Consider the following 25,098-nt stretch of genomic DNA (forward strand, 5'->3'; position numbering starts at 1 on the left):
TTGCACGGCTCACACCCTCTCGCACGGCCTCACACCCCCTCGCACGGCCTCGCCCCTCTCGCACGGGCTCACCCCCCTCCCGCGGGCTTCACTCCCTCGCCGGCCTCACGCCTTCTCGCGCAGCCGGTAGCGCTGGAGCTTGCCCGTCGCCGTGCGGGGCAGCGCGTCGAGGAAGACGATCTCCCGGGGCGACTTGTACGGGGCGAGGCGGGCGCGCACGAAGGCCCGCAGGGCGGCCGCGGTGACCGAGTCGTGCGGCACCCCGGCCCGTACCACCGTGTACGCCACGACGACCTGGCCGCGCAGGTCGTCCGGGCGGCCCACCACCGCCGTCTCCACCACGTCCGGGTGGTCGAGGAGGACCTCCTCGACCTGCGGGCCCGCGATGTTGTAGCCGGCCGAGATGATCATGTCGTCGGCGCGCGAGACGTAGCGGAAGTAGCCGTCGGGTTCGCGGACGTACGTGTCCCCCGTGACGTTCCAGCCGTCCCGCACGTACTCGGCCTGCCGCGCGTCGGCCAGATAGCGGCAGCCCACCGGGCCGCGCACCGCCAGCAGCCCCTCCGTGCCGTCCGGGACGCCCCGGCCCTCCCGGTCCACGACCCTGGCCTGCCAGCCGGGCACCGGGCGGCCGGTGGTGCCGGGGCGGATGTCGCCGTCGGCGGCGGCGATGAAGATGTGCAGCAGTTCGGTCGCGCCGATGCCGTTGATCAGGCGCAGGCCCGTGCGTCCGTACCAGGCCCGCCACGTCGCCTCCGGCAGGTTCTCGCCCGCCGAGACGCAGCGGCGCAGCGAGCCCACGTCCGGGGCGGTGCCGTCGGTCAGCTCGTCGAGCATCACCCGGTAGGCCGTCGGGGCGGTGAACAGCACCGAGACGCGGTTCCGCTCGATCGCGGCCAGCAGCTGCTTGGGACCGGCCTGGGGGAGCAGGACCGCGCTCGCCCCGGCGCGCAGCGGGAAGACCACGAGCCCGCCGAGGCCGAAGGTGAAGGCGAGCGGCGGCGAGCCGGCGAACACGTCGTCGGGCCGCGGGCGCAGGACGTGCGCGGAGAAGGTGTCGGCGACGGCGAGGACGTCCCGGTGGAAGTGGACGCAGCCCTTGGGCCGCCCGGTGGTGCCGGAGGTGAACGCGATGAGGGCGACGTCGTCGGCGGCCGTGGCCACCGCCTCGTACGGGCCGGGGCGGCGGGCCGCGAGGGCCAGCAGGTCGTCCGGGCCGTCGCCGCCGAACGGGGTGACGCGGAGGCCGGGGATCCCGGCCTGGAGGAGGCCGTCGAGGACCTGGGCGTCGCAGAGCGCGTGGGTGCAGCCGGCCGCGTCCGCCATCACCGCCAGCTCGGGCGGCCGCTGCTGGGCCAGGACGGTGACGGCGACCCCGCCGGCCTTCATCACGGCGAGCCAGCAGGCGGCCAGCCAGGGGGTCGTGGGGCCGCGCAGCAGGACCCGGTTGCCGGGCCTGACCCGCAGGTCGGAGGTGAGGACGTGGGCGATCCGGTCGACCCGGTCCCGCAGCTCCCCGTAGCTCCAGACGCCGCCCTCGCCGTCGTGGAAGGCGGGCCGGTCCGCGCCGAACCGCTCCACCGTGCGGTCGAGGAGCTCGGCCCCGCAGTTGAGCCGGTCGGGGTACGCGAGCTCCGGGAGGTCGAAGAGGAGGCGAGGCCAGCGGTCCGGCGGTGGCAGCCGGTCCCGGGCGAAGGTGTCGAGGTGGGCCGAGGGTGTCAGCTCCATGAGTCCGTCCCCCTGTCGTGGTGGGGTCGCTCAACGCCACACGAGCGTATCGTGTTGGTGACGACAGTCAACGGTCCGCGACAAGGAAGCCGTACGGCACAGGGACGAAGGCGCCCGAGGGCGTCAGAGAGGGCCCACATGCCCGCATTCTCGCTCGATCCGGAACAGACCACCTGGTGTGCGGAGCTCCGCACCCTCGCCGCCGAACGCCTGAAGCCCCTCGCCGAGAAGGGCGAACCCGGCCGGGTCAACCGCCCCCTCGTCGCCGCCCTCGGCGACCTCGGCCTCCTCGCCCGCCTCTTCGACGCGGGCGCCCTCGAACTCTGCCTCCTGCGCGAATCCCTCGCCCGCACCTGCACCGAGGCCGAGACCGCCCTCGCCCTCCAGGGCCTCGGCAGCCACCCCGTCGCCGCCTTCGGCACCCCCGCCCAGCGCGCCCGCTGGCTCCCCGAGGCCACCTCGGGACGCGCCGTCGCCGCCTTCGCCCTCTCCGAGCCCGGCGCCGGCTCCGATGCCGCCGCCCTCGCCCTCGACGCCGTACCCGACGGACACGGCGGCTGGCACCTGCACGGCGAGAAACGCTGGATCTCCAACGCCCCCGAGGCCGACTTCGCCACCGTCTTCGCCCGCACCACCCCCGGCGCCGGCGCCCGGGGCGTCACCGCCTTCCTCGTCCCCGCCGACCGCCCAGGACTCGGCGGCGAACCCCTCGACATGCTCGCCCCGCACGCCCTCGGCACCCTCACCTTCGACGGCGTCCCCGTCGGCCCCGACGACCTCCTCGGCGCACCGGACCAGGGCTTCCGGGTCGCCATGAACACCCTCAACCTCTTCCGGCCCAGCGTCGGCGCCTTCGCCGTCGGCATGGCCCAGGCCGCCCTCGACGCCGCCCTCGCCCACACCGCCGCCCGCCCCGCCTTCGGCGGCGTCCTCGCCGACCTCCAGGCCGTCTCGCACCGCATCGCCGACATGGCCACGCGCACCGAGGCCGCCCGCCTCCTCGTCTACGCCGCCGCCACCGCCTACGACACCGGCGACCCCGACGTGCCCCGACGCTCCGCCATGGCCAAGCTCCTCGCCACCGAGACCGCCCAGTACGTCGTCGACTCCGCCGTCCAACTGCACGGCGCCGCTGCCCTCCAGCGCGGCCACCTCCTCGAACACCTCTACCGCGAGGTCCGCGCCCCCCGCATCTACGAAGGCGCCACCGAGGTCCAGCGCACGATCATCGCCAAGGAGCTGTACGCGTCCCACCGGGAGGACCATGGGGACGGGGCACCCGGCGCCGCACCGCGCCGCGCCGCCGCTCCCCGTACCGAGGAGGTCACGTCCGCATGAGCCTGCACCGGCACAACCCCGCCGAACTCGCCCCGCCCGCCGGCTTCACCCACGCCGTCACCGCCACCGGCACCCGGTTCGTCTTCCTCGCCGGACAGACGGCCCTCGACACCGAGGGCAAGGTCGTGGGGGAGACGCTCCCCGAGCAGTTCGCCACCGCCCTCGGCAACCTCCTCACCGCCCTGCGCCACGCCGGCGGCACCCCCGCCGACCTCGCCCGCGTCACGATCTACACCACCGACGTCGACGACTACCGCGCCCACGCCCACGAACTCGGCCGCGTCTGGCGCAGGTTGGCCGGCCGCGACTACCCCGCGATGGCGGTCATCGGAGTCGTACGCCTCTGGGACGAGCAGGCCCGCGTCGAACTCGACGGCTTCGCCGTCCTGGACGAGCCCGCCCACGCTTGATCAACTGGTGACCCGTACGGGCCGGGCTTAGTGTCGAAAGGTGGACTGACCGGCCCACGGCTCACTCACCAGGCGAGGCCCGAGGCGCCCAATGAGTACACCAAAGCCGACGACACCGGCGCAGACCGCCACCCCGAGCAAGGGCGGTGACGGCAAGGGCATCGCCCTGTTCGTGATCGCGTCCTGCCAGCTGATGGTGGTCCTCGACATCACGATCGTGAACATCGCGCTCCCGCACATCCAGAGCGCCCTGGACTTCTCCACGACCAGCCTGTCCTGGGTCGTCAACGCCTACACCCTCACCTTCGGCGGCCTGCTGCTCCTCGGCGGACGCGCCGGCGACATCCTGGGCCGGCGACGCGTCTTCATCTTCGGTGTGCTGCTCTTCGGACTCGCCTCGCTCTTCTGCGGACTGGCACAGAGCGAATGGCAACTCCTCGCGGCCCGGGCCCTCCAGGGCGTCGGCGGCGCGATAGCCTCACCGACCTCGCTCTCCCTCATCACCACGACGTTCGACGAAGGCCCGGAACGCAACCGGGCCTTCGGCGTCTTCGCCGGCGTCTCGGCCGGCGGCGGCGCCATCGGCCTGGTCGCCGGAGGCATGCTCGTCCAATGGCTCGACTGGCGCTGGATCTTCTTCGTCAACGTCCCGATCGCCCTGGTCATCGCGATCCTCACGCCCCGCCACGTCAAGGAGTCCGAGCGCCACCCCGGCCACTTCGACCTCGCCGGCGCGCTCACCTCGACGCTCGGCATGGTGGCGTTGGTGTACGGCTTCATCAGGGCCGCCCAGGAGGGCTGGAGCGACCCCTACACGATCGGCTCGTTCGTCGCCGCCGTCGTCCTCCTGGCCGCCTTCATCCTGATCGAGCGCCGCTCCCAGCAGCCCATCACACCGCTGCACATGTTCGCCGACCGCAACCGCTCGGGCACCTACGTCATCATGCTGTGCCTGGCGGCCGCCATCTTCGGCATGTTCTTCTTCCTCACCCTGTTCGTCCAACAGGTCCTGGGCTTCAGCCCCCTGGCGACGGGTCTGGCCTTCCTCCCGGTCAGCGCCATCATCGGCGTCGGCGCCGGCCTCACCTCCAACCTCCTGCCCCGGTACGGCCCCAAGCCCTTCATGGTGACCGGCTCCATCCTCGCCGCGGCCGGCCTCTCCTGGCTCACGCTCACCGACGTGAACTCCACCTACCTGGGCAGCATCCTCGGCCCCATCCTCGTCTTCGGCCTCGGCATGGGCCTCATGTTCGTCTCCCTGACCATCATGGCCCTCTCCAACGTCGAACCCCAGGAATCCGGCGCCGCCTCCGGCCTCCTCAACGCCATGCAGCAGGTGGGCGGTTCGCTCGGCCTCTCCATCCTGGTCACCGTCTTCGGCACCGCCAGCCGCAACGAGGCCGACGTCCAGGTCCCCGCCTTCCTCTCCCAGGCCGGCCCCCTCGAAAAGGCCCAGTTCGCCAAGACCGGCCAACTCCCGCCCCCCTACGCCGACCAGGTCCTCACCTCCGGCGTCTCCGCCGGCTTCGTCACCGCCGCCGTCTTCGCCGTCGTCGGCGCCCTCGTCGCCCTCTTCGTCATCCAAGTCCGCCAGTCCGACATCGACCGCCTCAAGGGCGGCATGGGCCCACCGGGCGTCTGAACGCAGCCGGCCCCCGCCGACCCGTGCACGGGTCGGCGGGGGCCGGCGCTCGCGAGGGCGGTGACACCTCCGCGAAATGGACTCAGATGTCCCGGAAAGGACCAGCGAGGTCTGTGAGCTGCGCAGATTCGCGGCGTGAGGCGGCTGACCTGGGAAAACGTTCTTTCCCTTCTTTCGCTGTCGTACTGCTTGATGCAGTCGAAAGTCCCAGGAAAGTCCCAGAGGAGTCCCACACGTGAGCGGTGAGTACAGACGCGGCTCTGATCCCTTGACCAGCTGCTGGATCGTGGTGCTATGGGTGCGGCCGGAGCGTTTGGACGGCTTCCGGCGGTTGCCCCGGCAGACCATGAACGTGACCTTCGACGGCTCACGGGGCTTCCACGCCTCGATGAGGAAGTCGGGCCGGGGGCGTGAGCCCTTGTCCCGCTGCGCGCCGCCCAGGGCCCAGCTGGCCCGCAGGATGGTGCTCGTGTCCACGACCGAGACGATTTGGTCCGGATACCGCATATCCACGCTGCTCAACTTGATTGGGTGATGTCGGGTGGCGTGCGCCATCGGTCACCTGCGCCGGTGACCGCCGACCCACATGGGCCGGCCCTCGGTGTGCATACTGTGACCGGCAGAGGGCCGTCGTCCGACCGACCGGCGATGGGTGGGGCCGATAGGCACCAGGCCGGGCCGGACGATCAGGGAGACCAGTGATGGATGTCGAGGAATGCTGGCGCCGCTATGGGCTGCGTCCCGTCGACGCGGACCTCGACGAGATCCGTACACTCCTCCGGGAGCACACGGCGCGTGAGCGACGCTCCCAGGGCGAGGGCGACACCGAGCTGATGAGGCTCTGCTGCTTCTATCTGTTCAACAGCGGCGACGTCGACGACGTGCTCCTGATCTGGAGTGCGAAGCAAGCCAGCTTCGACGCAGCGTGCTCGATCGACATCGAATTCCTACTCGGGCACGGGCTCGACGCGACGAAGGCCCACCTCTCGGCCAACTGTGCACCTGCTGCGGCAGCGGCTCTGGATCGACTGCGCGAGCTCGAGGCAGACGGTGAATTCGAGGGCTTCTCAGTGGAGGAGCGCTCCGCCTCCTACGACCGGTACTACGGCGACTGACGAATCCGCAGCGCCGGTCAGTCGTCCGTGATGAGGCCGGTGCCCGCAAGGCAGCTGTCGACGAGATCCGGGCGGTACTGGATCTGCTTGAGCCTGCGCTTCACGGCCCTGGTGATCTGGCCCAGGTCGGCTGCGGCGAGGTTGCCGATGTCGCGTTTGACCAGCGACCAAATGCCCTCCTGCGGGTTCAGGTCTGGCGTGTAGGTGGGGAGTTGGAACACGGTGAGCCAGGCGGCATTCGCGGCGATGAACTCCCGCATCCCGGCGGTCAGGTGGAGGCGGACGTTGTCCCAGACCAGCACGATCGGTCCGCCGAGCTGGATGCGGGCACGCACCAAGAGGTCGCGGAGGTCCCGCCAGCCGAAGCCCTTCGGCTCGCCCTTGCGCCCTCGGTACTCGCGGATGGCGTAGATCAGCCGGGACCGCTCGCCCGGCTTGTAGCAGGTCATACCCGCCATCGACACCCGTCCAGAGCCTCGGCCGCGAACCCGGACGACCGGGGTTCGGCCGATCCGTCCCCAGGTGCGAGAGCGCGGCGGCGTCATCGACTGGCCGGCTTCATCCTCGAAGACGATCCAGCCGTTGCACGCCGCCGCACAGCTCTTACCCGTGGCCAGACCTCTTTCTTCCACAGGTCAACCGCCGCATCGTCGCGCTCGATCGCCCGGCGGGTGGGCTGCTGCCATGACCAGCCGTGCCGCTTCAGTAGCCGCCACGTGCCTTCCACCGTGTAGGAAACGTGGAACAGTCGACCGATCAGCGTCTTGACTCGCGCCAGCGTCCACCGCTGATCGGCCCAGCCGTGGGGCAATGGTCCACGCTCCAACTCCCGCTCCAGCCGCGCGATCTGAACGGAGCTGAGCCTGGGACGTCCGGGCGATCCCTTCGACAGGATCCCGGCCTCGCCTCGCTCGCGCCAAGCCCGGCGCCACCGCTCCACCGACCGCTCGCTCACTCGCAGCGCGGCAGCGATTTCCCGGTTCTTCTCCGCGCCCTCGAAGCGTTCCACGGCCTGCAGCCGGATCCGCTCCCGCGCGGCTCTCTCGGCGTCGGTCAGCCCGCCGCCCTGCGCGTACCTCACAGCCCCACAGCTACCTCAGCCGACAGGCCGATGTCAGGCAAACATCCCCGACATCACCCAATCAAGTTCAGTAGCGTGAGGTTGGAAAAGGCTCAGGGAACCGCCACCGATACCAAGTCATCAAACGGCAGCAGGGGCGCCACCAGACGGCGACGCCCCAAGTATTTTCCTATTCGCGCTCTTCCTCATAGTCATACACTGAGGACATCAGAGAGTGGTACGCGGCGTACATTTTCGGGAGCTCTCGGCGATCATCGCGCACAGCGAGGAATTCGAGAACAGACGAGAGGAGATGTTCCACAGATCTCTGATCTTGCTCCTGGGTCAGTCGGAGCTGCTCGAATCCTTGGAAGCGGAAGTCTGGGATCGCCTCAGAAAGAATCCTTCTTATCCAATGTTGACTGGATAGCTCACCGTCGCGAACAGAAAGCCATTCGTGAAATCCCCTCAGCATCCCACCTGAACGCGCAAGATCATATCCCGCAATGAACATTGCCGTTGAGTGATAGGTGCCATTGAGTCCGAAGCCGCCGGGATGTTCGCGGATTCGGGAAATTAGATCCTCGTCCTTCACTGTTCCTCTTAGAATCCGAAGTCGATAATTCCGAGTCGCGACCATCTGGACTTGTAATCGGCAATCAACTCTCCTCCCCGTGGCGTCCACGCATCGTAGACTCTACCCTCGTATACGACAACGACGTGAAAGAACCAGCCAGCATCCACCCCGTGGTACTTGGGGAGAATCATCTCATCGATTGGCCTGATGGTGACTATTCGACCACCCCCCAGACTGTCACGGATACGGCGAGCGCACACATCGCAGCCGCCGGAGTCCCTGATCTCCTCGATGGCTCGAGGGATCCCGGGAACGTTGTGAGAAAGACAGGGAACGTCACTGGCCGAGGCGAGCGTCATCGTACTCATGCCCGACGATGGTCCAGAGGTTGAGCAGATGCGCTTGAGTGCCTTCAGTTTGTCAAAAGCATTTTCAAGCGCCTTGAATTTTGCTCCGACGAGGGCATTTGCGCCGAGTTCCCAGCAGCTTTCAAAGTCCTTGTTGTCGAGGCAGGCTTCAAGGTTGCCGAATCCGGTGAGATCCAGCAGGAAGTTGCCGCCCGTGGTCAGGGCCGCGCCAACCTCATCGGCGTATGAGTACAGTTCACAGGCAACCCATTCATGCTGACACCAGCGCGTAAATTCTTGAGGGTCGCAAGGCACAATGGCTTGTCCGCAGCGATATTGCTTGCGTGCGATATAGCCGGGATCCTGCATCGCTTTCTGTTTTTCCTCAAGGGCGGCTTTACGTCGCTTTTCTTCCTCTTCCCGGTACTTCGTGACCGATATCTTGAACGTTTCGGTCGCTGCGTCGAGCGCTGCCTGGGAATCTTCGCCAGCGGCGATGTAGGACTGGCGTGCCTGCTCTGCGGCTGTCCACGCGATGGATGCGGATACCTGCGCCATCTCGGAGGACAGGGTGGCGTCTGCTGCGGACAAGGCCGCGTCCTCGGCTGCGCTTGTGGCTACGTTCGCCGCGTCACGTGCGGTCGCTGCGGAGGCGGCGGCGCTGGCGGCTGATGCTTCGGCGTCCTTGGCGTACTGATCCGCCTCCGCAGCGTGGGTCAGGGCGTCCTTAGCGGCGTCCTGGGCCTTCAGCCACCAGTTGTTGGCGTCTGTGGCCGCCTTGCGTGCCTCTGCGGCAACCTTCTGGGCCAGCGCGGCGTTCTTCTGGGCCTCGGCCGCGATCTTAGCCGCGTCAGCGATCAGCTTTCGGACCTGGGCGACGTGGGTGGCGGTGAGGTGGTCCTTGCGCGCCGCCGTGTACTGGCCAGAGACGATGAAGGCGTGCAGGACCTGGGGGGATCCTTCGAAGGCGGCTCTCGCCGCGGACTTGACTTCAGGTGTTCCGGCGGAGATGAGTTGTGCGGCTCGCACGCGTTCGTCCTGTGTGCGAGCGGTGAACTGGGTATTGGTCAGGAATTCGCTGTACTTCTTCGGGTCGCCGCTGTTGAGTGCCGCTCTGCCCTCATCTGTCAGGACGGGACCGCCCTGGGAGATGACCTGCGCGATGGCGACACGCATGGGCTGGGCTGCCACCTGGTACTGGCCTTCGTTGACGAAGGCAGTGACAGCGGCGGCGTCGCCGCTGAGGGCGGTCTCAGCCGCACTGCGTATTTCCGGGGTTTCGCTCTCCTCGGCGAGGCGCTCGACGTAGGAGCGGTCGTCTTGCTCCTTGGCGGTCTTCCAGCCGTTCTTCAAGTAGTCGAGGACGACCTCGTCGGGGCCGACCAAGGCGGCTTCGGCTGCGGCACGTCCCCAGGCCGTTCCGTTCAGCATCACCTGAACAGCCAGCTTGCGGCCATCAGCAGCGACGATCGCAAGGTCGGTTCCGGGTTCGGCGATCTTCGCTACAAGGCGGTCACGCTCGACCTCGCGGTCCTTAGCCGCCTGCTCGACCTCTGCCGCCTTAGCCGTGCGGGCGACGTCTCCTTCCTTCTGGTCACGAGCGAGCTCGATGCCGGCGTTGGTACGCCCCAGCAGCTCCTCTTCCTCGACCTTCCGGGCGAGTTCAAAAATCTTCTGAGCCTGAAGCACCGCCGCAGTTGCGGTGTTGGCGGCTTCGGTTGCGGCGGTTGCGTGAGTTGTGGACTTGGTAGCGGCTGTAGCGGCATCGCCCGCATGGTCGGCGGCATCTTCCGCGGCGGCCGCTGCGTTGATGGCATGGGTGGCTGCCGATCGTGCCGCGTCCCGGGCTTGTCCTGCCGCGGTCGCGGCGTCGCGGGACAGCTTCTCGGCGGCGGCGGCGGCGCGAATGGCCTCATCGGCATGGCGCTTAGTCGCGGCGGCCGCGGCGCGCGCCTTTACGGCGGCGGCGCTGGAGCTTCCGGCGTAGTTGCTCGCCTCGATCGCGGCGTTGGCTGCGAGTGTGGCGTTGGCCCCAGCGCTGGCAGCGGAGGCTGCGGCGTCGCCAGCGGCGGTCGCGGCCTTGGATGCCTGGTCCGCGGCGTCCGCGGCGAGGTTGGCGTCTTTGGCGATAGTGCGGGCATTCTCGGCAGCGGTACGTGCGGCGGCGGCGTCGCTTGCGTCCACAGCGGCATCAGCGGCAGCGGCCTGGGCGCGGGCCGCTGCCTGCGAGGCGGCTGCGGCTGCGGCTGCGGCCTGCGAGGCGGCGTTCGCGGCGATGCGTGCCGAGTTGGTCGCCGCGTTTGCTGCGTCCATCGCCTTCTGTGCCGCCTTGGCCGCCTGGGAAGCCGCCTCGGCAGCCCGGCCGGCGGCGTCAGCAGCCTCCTTAGTCTTGTCCTTGGCGTCCTCGGCCTCGGCCTGCGCTTTCAGGGCGGCCTCCTTGGCAAGCACGGACGAATCGATGGCTTCCTTCGACCGCGCCTTGGCCGCTTCAGTTTCCTTCGCGGCCTGCCTGCCTGCTTCCTTCGCCTGAAGCGCGAGTTCGGCGACCGTGGCGTGTTCCTCGTCCTTGTTGCGGGCGACGAACTGACCGACTTCCAGGAACTCTCTGCGGTCAGCCGGTGTGCCGTTCAGTGCGAGACGGCCCGCTGCCCTCACATTGCTGCCTCCCACGCTGATGACCTGGACGACCTGGACGCGGTCGTCCTGCTCACGCGCGAAGTGCTGCCCCTTGTTGAGAAATGCACTGATGTCCTCAGAGGTTCCGTTGAACGCGGCCCGGCCAGTCTCCTGGACGATGGGTCGGCCAGTGCTGATGATCTGCGCAACCTCAACGCGCTGGTCTTGCTTCATCGGAGCTTCCCAGCCCCAGCTGAGGAACGCTTCCCGGTCCTCTGCGCTTGCCGAGAAGGCCGCGCGCGAGGCAGCTATCAGTTCTGAGCCGCCCACGCTGGCCAACTGCACAGTGGCAAGGCGGTTGTCCTGCTGCATCAGGAAGTCCGCAGCGGCGAGGAAGGCCTGTACGTCGGCATCGCTGCCGGTCAGTGCCGCCTCGGCGGCCGCCTTCACTTCAGTACCGCCAGCCTTCCAGTAGTCGACAACCCGACCGCGGTCGGTCGGGGTCGCGTCTGCCAAGGCTGCGAACTGCACCGCTTCTTCCGGACTCTGATCAGCCAGGGTGGGTGCTGCTCCGAGCAAACCCAGCGTCAGCGCCGTCGTCAGCAGCCCCAGCACCGAAGTTCTCAGTGCACGCAGGGCTATGCCCGGGCTGTGACGCCTCCGGGTTGTTAGATTCACCAGCCACTCATCTCTTCACCGGCAACCCTAAAGAGCTGCCTCAATTGGAATTCCGCGTGATCCTACGCACCTCGCCATCCCTTCCGGGCCTAGGGGTCAATCCAGCCTCAAAGAAGGATGAACATGGAGGTCATTTCGGTATGTAATGCCCATGAGGAGCTTGAAGGCAGGGCATCCAAAGAGGAACAAACTGGACAGTGATTTACGACACACCGGCATCTCGCAGATGCCGGGTTAGGATGTTTCTGCATTCTGTTCATCTGCCAGAACAGCGTGACGGGGGGCGTGGTTCTCGGGGGGGAACGCAGTTTCGGACTTGGCGTCGCCTTACGCTGTCCGGAAGGGCCCTTTAATGGCATACCGCGTTCGTCGGCGAGTCCTCGTCGGCCTCGTCGGGACAGTCGCGTCCATAATCGGCGTAGCGACGCTCGCCGTTGCTACACCAGCGACTATGTCCGCGCCAGCCACTACTTCGACGGAAGAGACTCCGCCACTCGCAGTCGAGGAGTTCGCTTATCCCGAAGCTGCAAGGATTCTCGCCCAGGAGGGAATTTCCCTCAAGAAGGGTGACGGTCATATCGTTCTCGCCGCCTGCAACTACACGGCGGACCAAATCAAAATTCACACCGTCGCCGACCCAAACGTGAACCGCAAAGCGGACTACTGCTTTGAGGTCAATGCCGCCTCTGGCTACGTCACCATGGACCTGCCACGCGTAATCGCCCTTGAGTCGACCGGTCCGTCCTTCTCTGCGGATCTGACTGCGGGTGAACAAAAGACCACGGTCGAAGTGCCCAAGGAGGGCTTCCTTAGCGTTGGTGAAGGAGACATTTCCTCTGGAACTGCCGGAGCACGCTCCGTCGTGGTTGAAATCCGCGTCACGGGCTGAGGCGCAGGCCTCAACCTTTGCCCGCTCTGAGTACCTCTGCTCCAAGGTCCTGCCCTCACCGTCGCCCAAGCCAGGGCATGGCAGGCACCCACTTCTCCACCCTCAAGGAACACCCATGCCCTCAAAGCGTTCACGCCTGGTGTGGACCATCAGCGCCATGGCCACACTCTCCACGCTCCTCACGAGCTCACCGGCCAGTGCCCTGACTGGTGCCGACGCCTCCACACAGTTCAACTTCGTCGCGAAGATCAACATTGGTGACAAGACAGCCTGCACGGGTGCCCTTGTCGACCCGCAGTGGGTTATGACCGCAGCCAGCTGCTTCACCGCAGCAGGCATACCCACCACTGGCGCCCCCAGCATCGCCACCATCGTCACTGTCGGCCGCACTGACCTGAAGCAGACCGGCGGCAGTGTCCAGCCGGCCATCGACCTCGTCCCGCACCTCAACCGTGACCTGGTGATGGTCAAGCTCACCCGCAAGGTCCTCGACCCGATCATCGCGCCCGTGCGCATCGCCACCACCCCTGCCGCTGATGGTGAGCAGCTGACAAAGGCCGGGTTCGGGCGGACCAAGACCGAGTGGGTGCCGAGCAAGCTCCACACTGGCACCTTCACTGTTGCCTCCACCGCAGGCGCGTCGCTGAGCCTCAACGGCTCCGACACTGCGACGGTCTGTCAGGGTGATGGCGGCGGTCCGGCAGTGCGAACGGTCGACGGCACCCCCGAACTCGTCGCCGTCAACGCTCGTTCCTGGCAGGGCGGCTGCCTTGGCGCCGACCCCGCGGAGGTCCGTACAGGCGCGGTCGACACCCGAGTCGACGACATTGCTCCCTGGATCGCGGAGACGGCGTTCCGTGTCCAGGACGACTTCAACGGCGACGGACTCGGTGACATCGCCGGTATCTGGGGCGACGGGTCCGCCCACATTTATGCCGGTGACAAGGTGGCTGGCCTGTCGGGTACGCAGTACACCCAGCCGGGCACCACCACCTGGAAGACCACCAAGCACCTGGCCAAGGGCGACTTCACCAACGACGGCAACGCCGACATCATGGCCGTCTGGACCGACGGCACCATGCACGTCTACCCCGGCGACGGGAACGGCAGCACCCTCGCCCACAAGGCCGTCACCATGGGCGGCGCCACGTGGGGCACGATCAAACAGCTGACCTCAGGTGACTTCACCGGTGACGGCAACGCCGACATCATGGCCGTCTGGACCGACGGCACCGCCCACCTCTACCCCGGCCTCGGCAACGGCCAGCTCGCCTCAGGCATCACCGTCACCACTGGCGGCGCCACCTGGGGCACCACCCTCCAGATGGTGTCCGGCGACTTCGACCGAGACGGCCTCGCCGACATCCTGACCGTGTGGAACGACGGAACCCTCAACTTCTACAAGGGCCTCGGCAACGGCCAGCTCGCCGGCTTCAAGCGCGTCACTACCGGCGCCGACACCTGGGACACCGTCAAGCTCATGGCCGGCACCGACGTAGACGGCGACCGCATCGCCGACGTCATGGCCATCTGGAGCAACGGCACCATGCACAAGTACAAGGGCCTCGGCGACGGCCAGATCGCCTCCGCCAGCGCAGCACTACTCGGCGGAACCAACACCTGGGGAACCTTCCTCCAGCTCACCTGAGCCAGCCTGACAACAGTTGCGGTGCAGCCTGGGCTAGTACTCCAGTCTGGTTTCGCGATCTATCCGGTGGGTTCGTTGGCGGACCGTCGTTGGTAGTGGCTTTGTCGGGCTCTTGCCTGGTGGCGTCTGCGCCAGATTGACCAGTGCAGCAGCCTGGCAGCGGTCACGGCTGGCGGGCCGAAGACGGCGGTCAGCAGGTGTCGGATCTCGGGGACGGTCAAGGAGATCGGTTCGCTGTTGCGAGCTGGGTGGTGCGGGCCGGTGGACCGCTGCGGTGCCGCGTCGGCGGCGAGGGCGGTCAGGAAGGCCAGAGCGAGCATGGCGAGCGTGATGTGCCGGTGCCAGGCCGTCCAGTTGCGGACCTGGTAGTGGTCGAGTCCGACCTGGCCTTTGGCGGCCTGGAAGCACTCCTCGACGCTTCAGCGGACGCCGGCGACGCGGACCAGCTCGGCCAGGGTGATCGTGGTGGGCGACCAGCACAGGTAGAAGGCGAGTTCGCCGGTGGTGCGATTGCGGCGGATCAGCAGGTGGCGATGTTCGCCGGTGCCGATGTGAATCCAGGCCCAGTCGTAGTAGCGCGGGCCCTTCGCACCGCTTCCCGCGCTCTGCCGCTGCCAGGCGAGGGTGGGCAGGCCGTCGGCGACGGCGTCCGCGCGGACGGGGGTGCGGCCGTGGTTGATCCGTACACGCGTTGAGCAGGCGACGGCCATCACGTAGCCGGTCCCGCGTGCTTCCAGGGCGGCGCGCAGCTGCGGGTCCTGGCCGTAGGCTTCGTCGCCGGTCACCCACGGCGCCTCCACCCCGGCGTCCAGCGCGGCGGCGATCATCTCCCCGGCCAGGCGGGGCTTGGTCGTGAACGGCACCTCGTCGGGTATCCCGGCCGCCTGGCGGCGCTCGGGATCGGTGCACCAGGAGTGCTCGGGCAGGTAGAGCCGGCGGTCGATCAACGCCCGCCCCTGGCTGGTGGCGTAGGCGAGGAAGACGCCGACCTGGGAGTTCTCGATGCGTCCGGCGGTGCCGGTGTACTGCCGTTGCACTCCCGCCGAAGCCCGGCCCTTCTTCACGAAGCCGGTCTCGTCCACGATGAGGACGCCGCCGTCGCCGTGGAGGTGTTCGACGGCGTAGGCGCGGATGTCGTCGCGGACGGCGTCGGCGTCCCAGCGGGCGTAGCGCAGCAGCCGCTGCATCGGCCCCGGCCGGGCCAGGCCGGCATGTTCGGCCAGCTGCCAGCAGTTCTTCCGCTCGACAGGCGACAGCAGCCCGAGCAGATAGGCGCGGGCACTCGCCCTCGGTTCAACTCGACCGAAGCGGCCCGCGATCCGGGCCATGACCTGGTCGAACATCTCCCGCCAGCGGGCAGGGTCTACGCTATGGCCCGCGGCCACCGCACGATCTTCGTTTGTCCACACACCAACCGATGATCACGCGGTGGCCGCACCCGTTCCCAGCCGGGTCCGCGACAAGATCGCGAAACCAGACTGGAGTACTAGCACAGTGATCCACTTTGCCGCTGGGGTTCGGTGAAGCGCCTCCGGGCCTGGTCCGGGGCTGGTTACGGTCCGGCTCGTGCCGGTGGAGTTTCTGAGTATGGTGTCTCCACGCTGGACGGGCCTTGGGGCAAGGCCCGCCTGCCTGGCCCGGGCCGTGGCACGCGGATCTTCTCCAGGACGGGCTTGAACTGGGTGCAGTCAGCCCGCTGGCCTGCGATGACGATCAGGGACAGCGGACGGCAGCGGCTGTCCGCGCTCAGGTGGAGCTTGGTGGTGAACCCGCCGCGCGAGCAGGCTCTGCCACGGGCTTTGGCCCTGGTGTTCCACCGGTTCGGCCCCCTTTGATGCAGGGCCCGGCGGCGGGTCGGTGCGGGCGCCGGCCGCATGCTGATGGGCGCGGACGATGGTGGAATCGACCGAGATGTCCCAGTCGATCTCACCCGCTGCATCGGCCGCGGCCTGGACCTGCTGAAGCAGTCGCTCCCACGTGCCGTCGGTCGACCACAGCCGGTGGCGTTCATAAACGGTCTTCCACGGGCCGAACCGCTCGAGCAGGTCACGCCACTGAACACCGGTCCGCACCCGGTGCAGAATCCCGTCGATCACCTGCCGATGATCACGCCACCGGCCACAACGCCGGTTGCTAACAGGCAGGAACGGCCGCAGCCGTTCCCACTTGGCATCACTCAGATCACCCCGCCCCATGCTCACAACAACGGCTGGGGCACGCCGGGCGTCACGACACCTGCACGCCGGGCCCCTTCGGCCTGGAAAGAAAGGCCCGGCGGGCCGGCACTTCGATTTCCGTGACGATGACGGCAATCTTCTGTCCGGCCTCGAAGTCTTCCGCCGGACTCACCGTGGGCCGACCGTAGAGCTCCTTGGAGGGAATCGGCCCGACGATCCCGTCCCCGAGGTAGACGAAGACGCCGATGGGAACCGTCTTCTCCACCGTCCCGCGAAGCTCCTGGCCCACCGGCGTACGGTCGGCGAAGGCCTGCAGGAGGTCGGGCTCCAGCGCCTTCAAGGACAGTCTGGCCTCTGCGTTGTGGGTGTCGAACTGGAGGAACTCGCACGAGACTCGCTGACCCACCTGAACGACATCGGTCGGAGCGTCGATGTGCCGCCAGGACAGTTCGGGGATGGCGATGAACCCGACACCGGGCAGGGTGGGATGGGCAGGTCCGTCGTCCAGGGCTACGAAGACCCCGAACCGCTCGATCGCCGCGACGGTGCCGGACAGGACGTCGCCGCAGTGTAGGGACTCCAGGAACGCCCAGAGTTCCGGGCTCTCAGACTGCCAATCCATACCGCCACCCTGGCACACGACCTCGTGTGTCGACTATGCCCTCGACGGGCTGCCGAACTGCAGACCCCCGTAGTTCCGACTCGGGTACAAAGTCCCAGAGAAGTCCCACGAGGCACGCCACCCCTCCCGCCGTTGCGCATTGTCGCAGGTCAGGATAGCTGTATCAGCGACTGCCTGACGGTCTGTCAAATGTCCCGGAAGATCTCGATCTGCGCGCCGATCGAGTTGAGGCGCTCGGCGAGGTCCTCGTAGCCGCGGTTGATGACGTACACGTTCCGGAGGACCGACGTGCCCTCGGCCGCCATCATCGCGAGGAGGACGACCACCGCCGGGCGGAGGGCCGGGGGGCACATCATCTCGGCGGCGCGCCAGCGGGTGGGGCCCTCGACGAGGACGCGGTGGGGGTCGAGGAGTTGGAGGCGGCCGCCGAGGCGGTTGAGGTCGGTGAGGTAGATGGCGCGGTTGTCGTAGACCCAGTCGTGGATGAGGGTCTTGCCCTGGGCGGTGGCGGCGATGGCCGCGAAGAAGGGGACGTTGTCGATGTTGAGGCCCGGGAAGGGCATGGGGTGGATCTTGTCGATCGGCGCCTCCAGCTTGGAGGGGCGGACCGTGAGGTCGACCAGGCGGGTGCGGCCGTTGTCGGCGGCGTACTCGGGGGACCGGTCGTGGTCGAGGCCCATCTCCTCCAGGACGGCGAGCTCGATCTCCATGAACTCGATGGGGACGCGGCGGATGGTCAGTTCCGATTCGGTGACCACGGCCGCGGCCACCAGGCTCATCGCCTCGACCGGGTCCTCGGAGGGGGAGTAGTCGACGTCGACGTCGATCTGGGGGATGCCGTGCACGGTCAGGGTGGTGGTGCCGATGCCGTCGACCCGGACGCCGAGGGCCTCCAGGAAGAAGCAGAGGTCCTGGACCATGTAGTTGGAGGAGGCGTTGCGGATGACGGTCACGCCGTCGTGGCGGGCTGCCGCGAGCAGCGCGTTCTCGGTGACCGTGTCCCCGCGCTCGGTCAGCACGATCGGGCGGTCGGGGGCGATGCGCTCGACCTGGGCGTGGTAGATGCCCTCGGTGGCCGTGACGTCGAGGCCGAAGCGGCGCAGCGCGATCATGTGCGGCTCGATCGTGCGGGTGCCGAGGTCGCAGCCGCCGGCGTACGGCAGCTTGAAGCGGTCCATGCGGTGCAGCAGCGGGCCGAGGAACATGATGATCGAGCGGGTGCGGATCGCGGCCTCGGCGTCGATGGACTCCATGTCCAGCTCGGCGGGCGGCACGATCTCCAGGTCGACGCCGTCGTTGACCCAGCGGGTGCGGACGCCGATGGAGTTGAGGACCTCCAGGAGCCGGAAGACCTCCTCGATGCGGGCGACGCGGCGCAGGACGGTGCGGCCCTTGTTGAGGAGCGAGGCGCAGAGCAGCGCGACGCAGGCGTTCTTGCTGGTCTTGACATCGATGGCACCGGAGAGCCGGCGCCGGCCGACGACGCGGAGGTGCATGGGGCCCGCGTAGCCCAGGGACACGATCTCGCTGTCGAGGGCCTCGCCGATCCGGGCGATCATCTCAAGGCTGATGTTCTGGTTGCCGCGCTCGATCCGGTTGACGGCGCTCTGGCTTGTGGCCAGTGCTTCGGCGAGCTGCGTCTGTGTCCAGCCGCGGTGCTGACGGGCGTCACGGATGAGCTTGCCGATGCGTACGAGGTAGTCGTCTGCCATGGCGTCACGTTATCTCAGATATGAGATGTGACTTGTCATCGGGGTGGGCCGTCAGGGTGAATCGCCGTGAGCGGTGGGGTGGCGCGGTTCGTACAGGGGGAGTTCGGTGCCGCTCGGCAGTCGGACGGCGGCGAGCAGGCCCCAGCCCTCGTCGCTGACGGCCCGTGAGATCTCCACGCCCTGTTCGTCCAGGGTCGTCAGGGTCTGCGCCAGGTTGTCGCACATGAGGTACACCTCCTGCCGCGGCTCGCCCGTCGTCGGGTGCACCGCGATCTCGGCGGGCGGCAGCTTGAAGATGAGCCAGCCCCGCCCGGCGTCCACGTGCTCGAAGCCGAGCGCGTCCCTGAGGAAGGCGCGGTCCGCCTCGGCGTCCCGGCTGTAGAGGATCACGTGCGCGCCACTGAACATGCTCCGATCGTCGGCCGCCCGGTCCGGCCCGGCAATCGGACCGCGGCCGTACGGGGTGGTCGGCGATCGGACCGCGGCCGTACGGGGTGGCCGGCGCGCAGGCCGCGGCTGTACGGGGTGGCCCGGCGGGAAGTCCGTAGCGGATCCGGGGCATGCCAGGCATGACCGCGCGGCGGTGATGTACTAGAGTTATCTCGACATCGAGATATCTGCCGAGGCGCACCGCTGCCACGACCCCGGTAAGGGTTACCTAACTTAGCCTTACCTTAGCGGATCGACGACGTGTACGTGGCGGCAGGATGTGGTGGAACGCGCACATATATGAAGGAGACTGTCGTGTCGGCGAACAGCTTCGACGCCCGCAGCACGCTGAGCGTGGGCGACGAGTCGTACGAGATCTTCAAGCTGGACAAGGTCGAGGGCTCCGCGCGCCTCCCTTACAGCCTGAAGGTCCTCCTGGAGAACCTGCTCCGCACCGAGGACGGCGCGAACATCACCGCCGACCACATCCGGGCCCTCGGCAACTGGGACTCCCAGGCCCAGCCGAGCCAGGAGATCCAGTTCACGCCGGCGCGCGTGATCATGCAGGACTTCACCGGTGTCCCCTGTGTCGTCGACCTCGCCACCATGCGCGAGGCCGTCGCGGCGCTCGGCGGCGACCCGGCGAAGATCAACCCGCTCTCCCCGGCCGAGATGGTCATCGACCACTCCGTCATCGCCGACAAGTTCGGCACCAACGACGCCTTCGCGCAGAACGTCGAGCTGGAGTACGGCCGCAACAAGGAGCGCTACCAGTTCCTGCGCTGGGGCCAGACCGCGTTCGACGACTTCAAGGTCGTCCCGCCGGGCACCGGCATCGTCCACCAGGTGAACATCGAGCACCTGGCCCGCACGGTCATGGTCCGCAACGGCCAGGCGTACCCCGACACCCTCGTCGGCACCGACTCGCACACCACCATGGTCAACGGCCTGGGCGTGCTGGGCTGGGGCGTCGGCGGCATCGAGGCCGAGGCCGCGATGCTCGGCCAGCCGGTCTCCATGCTCATCCCGCGCGTCGTCGGCTTCAAGCTGACCGGCGAGCTCCCGGCCGGCACCACCGCCACCGACCTGGTCCTCACGATCACCGAGATGCTGCGCAAGCACGGCGTCGTCGGCAAGTTCGTCGAGTTCTACGGTGAGGGCGTCGCCGCCACCTCCCTCGCGAACCGCGCCACCATCGGCAACATGTCGCCGGAGTTCGGCTCCACCGCCGCGGTCTTCCCGATCGACGGCGAGACCCTGAACTACCTCAAGCTGACCGGCCGCTCCGCGCAGCAGGTCGCGCTCGTCGAGGCGTACGCCAAGGAGCAGGGCCTCTGGCTCGACCCGGCCGCCGAGCCCGACTTCTCGGAGAAGCTGGAGCTCGACCTCTCCACGGTCGTCCCCTCCATCGCCGGCCCGAAGCGCCCGCAGGACCGCATCGTCCTCGCGAACGCCGCCCAGCAGTTCGCGCTGGACGTCCGCAACTACGTGGACGAGGTCGACGAGGCGGGCAAGGAGTCCTTCCCGGCGTCCGACGCCCCGGCGAACCACCCCAACGGCGCCCCGTCGAAGCCGGTCACCGTCACCGCCCCCGACGGCTCCACCTACGAGATCGACCACGGCGCCGTCACCGTCGCCGCGATCACCTCCTGCACCAACACGTCGAACCCGTACGTGATGGTCGCCGCCGCGCTCGTCGCGAAGAAGGCCACCGAGAAGGGCCTGACCCGCAAGCCGTGGGTCAAGACCACCCTCGCCCCGGGCTCGAAGGTCGTCACCGACTACTTCGACAAGGCGGGCCTCACCCCGTACCTCGACAAGGTCGGCTTCAACCTCGTCGGCTACGGCTGCACCACCTGCATCGGCAACTCCGGCCCGCTGCCGGAGGAGGTCTCCAAGGCGATCAACGAGCACGACCTCGCCGTGACCTCGGTCCTCTCGGGCAACCGCAACTTCGAGGGCCGCATCAACCCCGACGTCAAGATGAACTACCTGGCCTCCCCGCCGCTGGTCGTCGCGTACGCCATCGCGGGCTCCATGAAGGTGGACATCACCAAGGACGCCCTCGGCGTCGACCAGGACGGCAAGCCCGTCTACCTGGCCGACATCTGGCCGACGGAGGCCGAGGTCAACGACGTCGTCGCCAACGCCATCGGCGAGGACATGTTCAACAAGTCCTACAAGGACGTCTTCGCGGGCGACGCCCAGTGGCAGGCGCTGTCCATCCCGACCGGCAACACCTTCGAGTGGGACAACGAGTCCACCTACGTCCGCAAGCCCCCGTACTTCGAGGGCATGACGATGGAGACCACCCCGGTCACCGACATCGTCGGCGCCCGCGTCCTGGCGAAGCTGGGCGACTCGGTCACCACCGACCACATCTCCCCGGCCGGCGCCATCAAGGCCGACACCCCGGCCGGCAAGTACCTCACCGAGCACGGTGTGGAGCGTCGTGACTTCAACTCCTACGGCTCGCGCCGAGGCAACCACGAGGTCATGATCCGCGGCACCTTCGCCAACATCCGCCTGCGCAACCAGATCGCGCCGGGCACCGAGGGCGGCTTCACCCGCGACTTCACCCAGGCCGACGCGCCGGTGTCGTTCATCTACGACGCCTCGCAGAACTACCAGGCCGCCGGCACCCCGCTGGTCATCCTGGGCGGCAAGGAGTACGGCTCCGGCTCGTCCCGCGACTGGGCCGCCAAGGGCACCGCGCTCCTCGGCGTCAAGGCCGTCATCACCGAGTCGTACGAGCGCATCCACCGCTCGAACCTCATCGGCATGGGCGTCCTCCCGCTCCAGTTCCCGGCCGGCCAGTCGGCCGACTCGCTCGGCCTGACCGGTGAGGAGACCTTCTCCATCGCCGGCGTCACCGAGCTGAACGAGGGCACCACGCCCAGCACGGTCAAGGTCACCACCGACACCGGTGTCGAGTTCGACGCGGTCGTCCGCATCGACACCCCCGGCGAGGCGGACTACTACCGCAACGGCGGCATCATGCAGTATGTGCTCCGCAACCTGATCCGCGGCTGACGCCCCAGGACCCGGTAGCACGAAGCGGGCCCCGCTCCTCGGAAGAGGAGCGGGGCCCGTTCGGCTTTTCCCGCGACCGCGCCACGAGGGCGCGAGGCGTCAGGAGAAGATCAGGCGGTACGTGTTCCAGCCGGTGCCGATCTTCGTACGCGGCTTGAACGCCGGGTACGAGATGCCCGAGCCCGGGTACAGGTACAGCACGCCCTGCGAGTCGCGGGCGACCACGTCGGGGATGCCGTCGAAGTCGACGTCACCGGGGGAGACGAAGGTGTTCAGGCCGTTCCAGCCGTTGCCGGCCTTGACGCGGGGGCCGAGCGGCTTGAGGTAGTTGCCCGTGCCCGGGTACAGCCAGAGGTAGCCGTCCTTGTCGCGGGCGATGACGTCGTCCTTGCCGTCGCCGTTCATGTCACCCTTGCCGGTGATCTGGTTGAAGATGTTCCAACCGGTACCGATCTGCGTGCGCGGGGCGAGCTTGCCGTTGCCGTACCCGAGGTACAGGTACAGGCGGCCCGAGGTGTCGCGCGCCAGCAGGTCCGGAGCGGCGGCGCCGCCCAGGTTGCCGGTCGACACGACCTTGTTGAAGACGCCCCAGCCGGAGCCGAGGGAGACGCCGTCCTGGCCCCACGCGGTGTAGGACAGGCGGCCGCCGGTGACGTCCCAGGCGCCGTCGGTCTCGCCGTCGCCGTTCTGGTCGGCCATGGTGAGCTGGTTGGTGTACTGCCAGCCGCTGCCGACGTACTGGCGACCGCTGAAGCCACCGGTGCCGTTCGGCAGGTACGCGTACATGAAGCCGTTGCTGTCGACGCCGCGGAGCTCACCGTCGGCGACGGTGGAGGCGGAGGACGCGGCGAGGGTGCCGGCCTTCGGCGCCGCCTTCTGGACGGCCGAGGCCGAACGGGCGGGCTGCGGGGCGTCGGCCGCGACGGCGGCCGTGGTGGTGCCCACGAGGGCCGCGGTTATCGCCGCGACCGTGACACGGGACAGGACGCCCGTGCGGTTCAGGCCAGAAGACTTGGCCACGTAGTACTCCAGTTCCGAGTGGAATAAGACAGGTGCCGCCGCGCGTGTGCCCCGGGGGCGAAGGCGGCGGAACCTCTATGATCCAGGATCCTTCTCACGAGATCTTCACCGGGCAACCGGTTTGTGACACGACTGTTTCGATCCAAGACCCTATGTCCGGATTGTCGGTTAGTGTCCCGCCGGTATCCGGACCGACCCCACCGGTGGCGCCGCGGGAGGGCTCAGTACGGGCAACTCCAGTGCGGTGTCAAGGGTGTTGGTTGACGAATGATTGGACGAAACGCCGCAGATCCGGGGTGCTTATCCCGCAGGTCTCAACTCGGGAAAGATGGCCGTGAAAACCTGCTTTCGATCTTGCTCCGGCGAAGGGAAGTGGACTATACCTGTCGGCGTCCAGCCAGTCGTTTCCATCGGACGACGGCACGACGCCTGCACGACCCGGCTGCAAATGACCGCGGTGGCGGGGCCCTTCGCCTGTGGCGAGCGAGTAGTACGGGCGACCGGTACACCGCCTGAGTCCTGAATGAAGGCGAGGACTTGAGCATGGGATCCACCCCCGCACAGACCAATGAGGGCGGCCTCGGCCGTCGCGATCTGATCAAGCGCTCCGCCGCTATCGGTCTGATCTCGGTGCCGACGATGAGCTTCCTGTCCGCCTGTGCGAGCAGCGACAGCGGTGGCAACGGGAAGGTCGAGAAGGGCACGAAGTCCGAAAAGAACCCGCTCGGGGTGAACGAGTCGGCCCCGCTCGATTTCGTCCTCTTCGACGGTGGATTCGGACAGCAGTACGCCAAGGACGCGGTCAAGATCTACGAGACGAATTACCCCAAGGCGAAGGTCAAGTTCACCCCCACCCAGAAGATCACCACCACGCTCCAGCCCCGCTTCAACGGCGGCAACCCGCCGGACCTCATCGACAACTCCGGCGCCGAGCAGATGGACATGGGCGTCCTCGTCGGCCAGAAGCAGCTCGCCGACCTCACCCCGCTGCTCGACTCGCCCTCCATCGACGACCCGAAGAAGACGGTCCGCGACACCCTGCGGCCCGGCATCGTCGAGATGGGCCAGTTCGACGGCGACCCGGTGTGGATCATGTACTACGCCTACACGGTCTACGGCGTCTGGTACTCGCAGAAGCTCCTCGACTCGCTCGACGCGAAGTACCCCGAGACCTGGGACGAGATGCTGGCCGTCTGCGAGAAGGCCAAGAAGAAGGGCATCGCGGGCTGGACGTACGCCGGCAAGCACCCCTACTACGTCCCCTTCTCGCTCTACCCGATGATCGGCAAGGTAGGCGGCCGCGAGGTCCTGGACGCCATCGACAACCTGGAGCCGAAGGCCTGGGAGCACCCCGCGGTCAAGGCGTGCTTCGAGGCGTACTACGAGCTGGTCAGGAAGGGGTACATCCTCAAGGGCACCCCCGGCCTCGACCACATCCAGTCGCAGACCGCCTGGACCGAGGGCAAGGCGCTGTTCATCCCGAACGGCTCCTGGGTCGAGAACGAGGCCGCGAAGACCATGCCGGCCGACTTCAACCTGGCCGTCTCCGCCCCGACCGGCATCGACTCCTCCGACAAGATGCCCTTCGGCACCATCTGGGCCTCCGGCGGCGAGCCCTTCATCGTCCCGGCCAAGGCGGTGAACGCCGAGGGTGGCATGGAGCAGCTGCGCATCATGCTCAGCGAGGCCTCCTCCAAGAACTTCACCCAGTCGGTGAAGTCCCTGACCGCCTTCAACGGCGGCACCGACGGCATCGAGCTCACCCCGGGCCTCAAGTCCGGCGTGGCCGCCCTGCAGAAGGCCGGCCAGAACGTCGTCAACCCGCGCCTCCAGGACTGGTACGTCGCCCTCCAGAAGGAGAAGATCGGCGTGGCGGGCATCGGCGAGATGATGGCCGGCCGCGCGACCCCGGCCGAGACGATCAAGAAGATCCAGAAGTACGCCGACGAGGCGGCCAAGGACTCGTCGATCAAGCACTACAAGCACCAGTGAGCAGTGCCGGGGCCCCTTCCCGCCGACCGGGAGCGGGCCCCGGCCCCTTCGCGCGCAGCACCAGC

The 25,098-nt window shown here is 67.9% G+C and carries 18 protein-coding genes and 1 pseudogene; 8 read left to right on the forward strand and 11 right to left on the reverse strand.

From position 1 onward, the window contains the following. Window positions 1–105: 105 nt before the first annotated feature. Entirely contained in the window at window positions 106–1,728 is a 1,623-nt protein-coding gene (locus tag ACIQFX_RS27205; protein ID WP_402468431.1) for an AMP-binding protein, read from the reverse strand. Window positions 1,729–1,866: 138 nt separating this feature from the next. On the opposite strand from ACIQFX_RS27205, the gene ACIQFX_RS27210 reads away from it, so the two are divergent. The 4 genes from ACIQFX_RS27210 (at window position 1,867) to ACIQFX_RS27225 (ending at window position 6,233) form a co-directional block, all read left to right on the forward strand. Beyond that, window positions 1,867–3,066 carry an acyl-CoA dehydrogenase family protein gene (locus ACIQFX_RS27210; protein ID WP_402468434.1) on the forward strand — a complete coding sequence of 400 codons (1,200 nt, stop codon included), beginning with the start codon at window positions 1,867–1,869 and terminating at the stop codon, window positions 3,064–3,066. Continuing rightward, window positions 3,063–3,476, forward strand: coding sequence for a RidA family protein (locus ACIQFX_RS27215; protein ID WP_402468437.1), 414 nt, complete (start codon window positions 3,063–3,065; stop codon window positions 3,474–3,476). Before ACIQFX_RS27210 ends, ACIQFX_RS27215 begins: the two co-directional genes overlap by 4 nt. Before the next feature lie 91 nt (window positions 3,477–3,567). Then, the gene (locus ACIQFX_RS27220; protein WP_402468439.1) at window positions 3,568–5,118 is read left to right on the forward strand and encodes an MFS transporter; all 1,551 of its coding nucleotides are present in this window, start codon (window positions 3,568–3,570) and stop codon (window positions 5,116–5,118) included. A gap of 701 nt (window positions 5,119–5,819) precedes the next feature. Beyond that, window positions 5,820–6,233, forward strand: coding sequence for a hypothetical protein (locus ACIQFX_RS27225; RefSeq protein WP_184931761.1), 414 nt, complete (start codon window positions 5,820–5,822; stop codon window positions 6,231–6,233). 17 nt (window positions 6,234–6,250) lie between these two features. On the opposite strand, the gene ACIQFX_RS27230 is transcribed toward ACIQFX_RS27225, so the two are convergent. The 4 genes from ACIQFX_RS27230 to ACIQFX_RS27245 form a co-directional block, all read right to left on the reverse strand. Further along, the gene (locus tag ACIQFX_RS27230; protein WP_402468442.1) at window positions 6,251–6,778 is read right to left on the reverse strand and encodes a transposase; all 528 of its coding nucleotides are present in this window, start codon (window positions 6,776–6,778) and stop codon (window positions 6,251–6,253) included. Continuing rightward, window positions 6,775–7,314 (reverse strand): winged helix-turn-helix domain-containing protein, encoded by a 540-nt coding sequence (locus tag ACIQFX_RS27235; RefSeq protein ID WP_402468445.1) that lies wholly within the window; start codon window positions 7,312–7,314, stop codon window positions 6,775–6,777. The genes ACIQFX_RS27230 and ACIQFX_RS27235 overlap by 4 nt, the downstream gene beginning before the upstream one ends. Window positions 7,315–7,483: 169 nt before the next feature. Continuing rightward, a complete protein-coding gene (locus ACIQFX_RS27240; RefSeq protein ID WP_402468447.1) occupies window positions 7,484–7,888 on the reverse strand; it encodes a hypothetical protein in 405 nt (134 codons plus the stop codon). An 8-nt stretch (window positions 7,889–7,896) separates the two neighbouring features. Continuing rightward, window positions 7,897–11,448, reverse strand: coding sequence for an ALF repeat-containing protein (locus tag ACIQFX_RS27245; protein WP_402468451.1), 3,552 nt, complete (start codon window positions 11,446–11,448; stop codon window positions 7,897–7,899). A gap of 415 nt (window positions 11,449–11,863) precedes the next feature. Here ACIQFX_RS27245 and ACIQFX_RS27250 point away from each other — a divergent pair, with 415 nt between their 5' ends. Together ACIQFX_RS27250 and ACIQFX_RS27255 are read left to right on the forward strand one after the other, a co-directional pair. Next, window positions 11,864–12,400: a hypothetical protein gene (locus tag ACIQFX_RS27250; protein WP_402468454.1), complete on the forward strand. Its 537-nt coding sequence runs from the start codon at window positions 11,864–11,866 to the stop codon at window positions 12,398–12,400. A 157-nt stretch (window positions 12,401–12,557) separates the two neighbouring features. Continuing rightward, window positions 12,558–14,048 (forward strand): FG-GAP-like repeat-containing protein, encoded by a 1,491-nt coding sequence (locus tag ACIQFX_RS27255; RefSeq protein ID WP_402468456.1) that lies wholly within the window; start codon window positions 12,558–12,560, stop codon window positions 14,046–14,048. Window positions 14,049–14,107: 59 nt separating this feature from the next. Here the strand turns inward: ACIQFX_RS27255 and ACIQFX_RS27260 are convergent. From ACIQFX_RS27260 to ACIQFX_RS27280, 5 genes and pseudogenes are all read right to left on the reverse strand, one after another. Further along, window positions 14,108–15,376: pseudogene (locus ACIQFX_RS27260) on the reverse strand (IS701 family transposase). Window positions 15,377–15,736: 360 nt separating this feature from the next. Next, on the reverse strand, window positions 15,737–16,243 hold the full coding sequence (locus ACIQFX_RS27265) for an IS5 family transposase (protein WP_402468459.1): 507 nt from the start codon (window positions 16,241–16,243) through the stop codon (window positions 15,737–15,739). A gap of 31 nt (window positions 16,244–16,274) precedes the next feature. Further along, window positions 16,275–16,847, reverse strand: a complete 573-nt coding sequence (locus ACIQFX_RS27270) for a S1 RNA-binding domain-containing protein (protein ID WP_402468462.1) — start codon at window positions 16,845–16,847, stop codon at window positions 16,275–16,277. Window positions 16,848–17,032: 185 nt separating this feature from the next. Further along, complete coding sequence (locus tag ACIQFX_RS27275) at window positions 17,033–18,559, reverse strand: helix-turn-helix domain-containing protein (RefSeq protein ID WP_402468465.1); 1,527 nt, start codon at window positions 18,557–18,559, stop codon at window positions 17,033–17,035. Between the two features lie 51 nt (window positions 18,560–18,610). Continuing rightward, window positions 18,611–18,967, reverse strand: a complete 357-nt coding sequence (locus ACIQFX_RS27280) for a VOC family protein (RefSeq protein ID WP_402468468.1) — start codon at window positions 18,965–18,967, stop codon at window positions 18,611–18,613. A gap of 336 nt (window positions 18,968–19,303) precedes the next feature. Between ACIQFX_RS27280 and acnA the strand changes: the two genes are divergently transcribed. Then, on the forward strand, window positions 19,304–22,021 hold the full coding sequence (acnA, locus tag ACIQFX_RS27285) for an aconitate hydratase AcnA (RefSeq protein ID WP_402468470.1): 2,718 nt from the start codon (window positions 19,304–19,306) through the stop codon (window positions 22,019–22,021). Between the two features lie 99 nt (window positions 22,022–22,120). On the opposite strand, the gene ACIQFX_RS27290 is transcribed toward acnA, so the two are convergent. After that, on the reverse strand, window positions 22,121–23,041 hold the full coding sequence (locus ACIQFX_RS27290; protein WP_402468473.1) for an FG-GAP repeat domain-containing protein: 921 nt from the start codon (window positions 23,039–23,041) through the stop codon (window positions 22,121–22,123). 543 nt (window positions 23,042–23,584) lie between these two features. Here ACIQFX_RS27290 and ngcE point away from each other — a divergent pair. Next, window positions 23,585–25,033: an N-acetylglucosamine/diacetylchitobiose ABC transporter substrate-binding protein gene (gene ngcE / locus ACIQFX_RS27295; RefSeq protein ID WP_402468475.1), complete on the forward strand. Its 1,449-nt coding sequence runs from the start codon at window positions 23,585–23,587 to the stop codon at window positions 25,031–25,033. The last annotated feature ends 65 nt before the right edge of the window (window positions 25,034–25,098 follow it).

This window comes from Streptomyces sp. NPDC093089 (genome assembly GCF_044754405.1).
Lineage (GTDB): Bacteria > Actinomycetota > Actinomycetes > Streptomycetales > Streptomycetaceae > Streptomyces.

Coding starts and splice junctions, on each gene's coding strand:
- ACIQFX_RS27205 (WP_402468431.1), bottom strand. CDS start 1,728: ATGGAGCTGACACCCTCGGCCCACCTCGACACCTTCGCCCGGGACCGG.
- ACIQFX_RS27210 (WP_402468434.1), top strand. CDS start 1,867: ATGCCCGCATTCTCGCTCGATCCGGAACAGACCACCTGGTGTGCGGAG.
- ACIQFX_RS27215 (WP_402468437.1), top strand. CDS start 3,063: ATGAGCCTGCACCGGCACAACCCCGCCGAACTCGCCCCGCCCGCCGGC.
- ACIQFX_RS27220 (WP_402468439.1), top strand. CDS start 3,568: ATGAGTACACCAAAGCCGACGACACCGGCGCAGACCGCCACCCCGAGC.
- ACIQFX_RS27225 (WP_184931761.1), top strand. CDS start 5,820: ATGGATGTCGAGGAATGCTGGCGCCGCTATGGGCTGCGTCCCGTCGAC.
- ACIQFX_RS27230 (WP_402468442.1), bottom strand. CDS start 6,778: ATGACGCCGCCGCGCTCTCGCACCTGGGGACGGATCGGCCGAACCCCG.
- ACIQFX_RS27250 (WP_402468454.1), top strand. CDS start 11,864: ATGGCATACCGCGTTCGTCGGCGAGTCCTCGTCGGCCTCGTCGGGACA.
- ACIQFX_RS27255 (WP_402468456.1), top strand. CDS start 12,558: ATGGCCACACTCTCCACGCTCCTCACGAGCTCACCGGCCAGTGCCCTG.
- ACIQFX_RS27265 (WP_402468459.1), bottom strand. CDS start 16,243: ATGGGGCGGGGTGATCTGAGTGATGCCAAGTGGGAACGGCTGCGGCCG.
- ACIQFX_RS27270 (WP_402468462.1), bottom strand. CDS start 16,847: ATGGATTGGCAGTCTGAGAGCCCGGAACTCTGGGCGTTCCTGGAGTCC.
- ACIQFX_RS27275 (WP_402468465.1), bottom strand. CDS start 18,559: ATGGCAGACGACTACCTCGTACGCATCGGCAAGCTCATCCGTGACGCC.
- ACIQFX_RS27280 (WP_402468468.1), bottom strand. CDS start 18,967: ATGTTCAGTGGCGCGCACGTGATCCTCTACAGCCGGGACGCCGAGGCG.
- ngcE (WP_402468475.1), top strand. CDS start 23,585: ATGGGATCCACCCCCGCACAGACCAATGAGGGCGGCCTCGGCCGTCGC.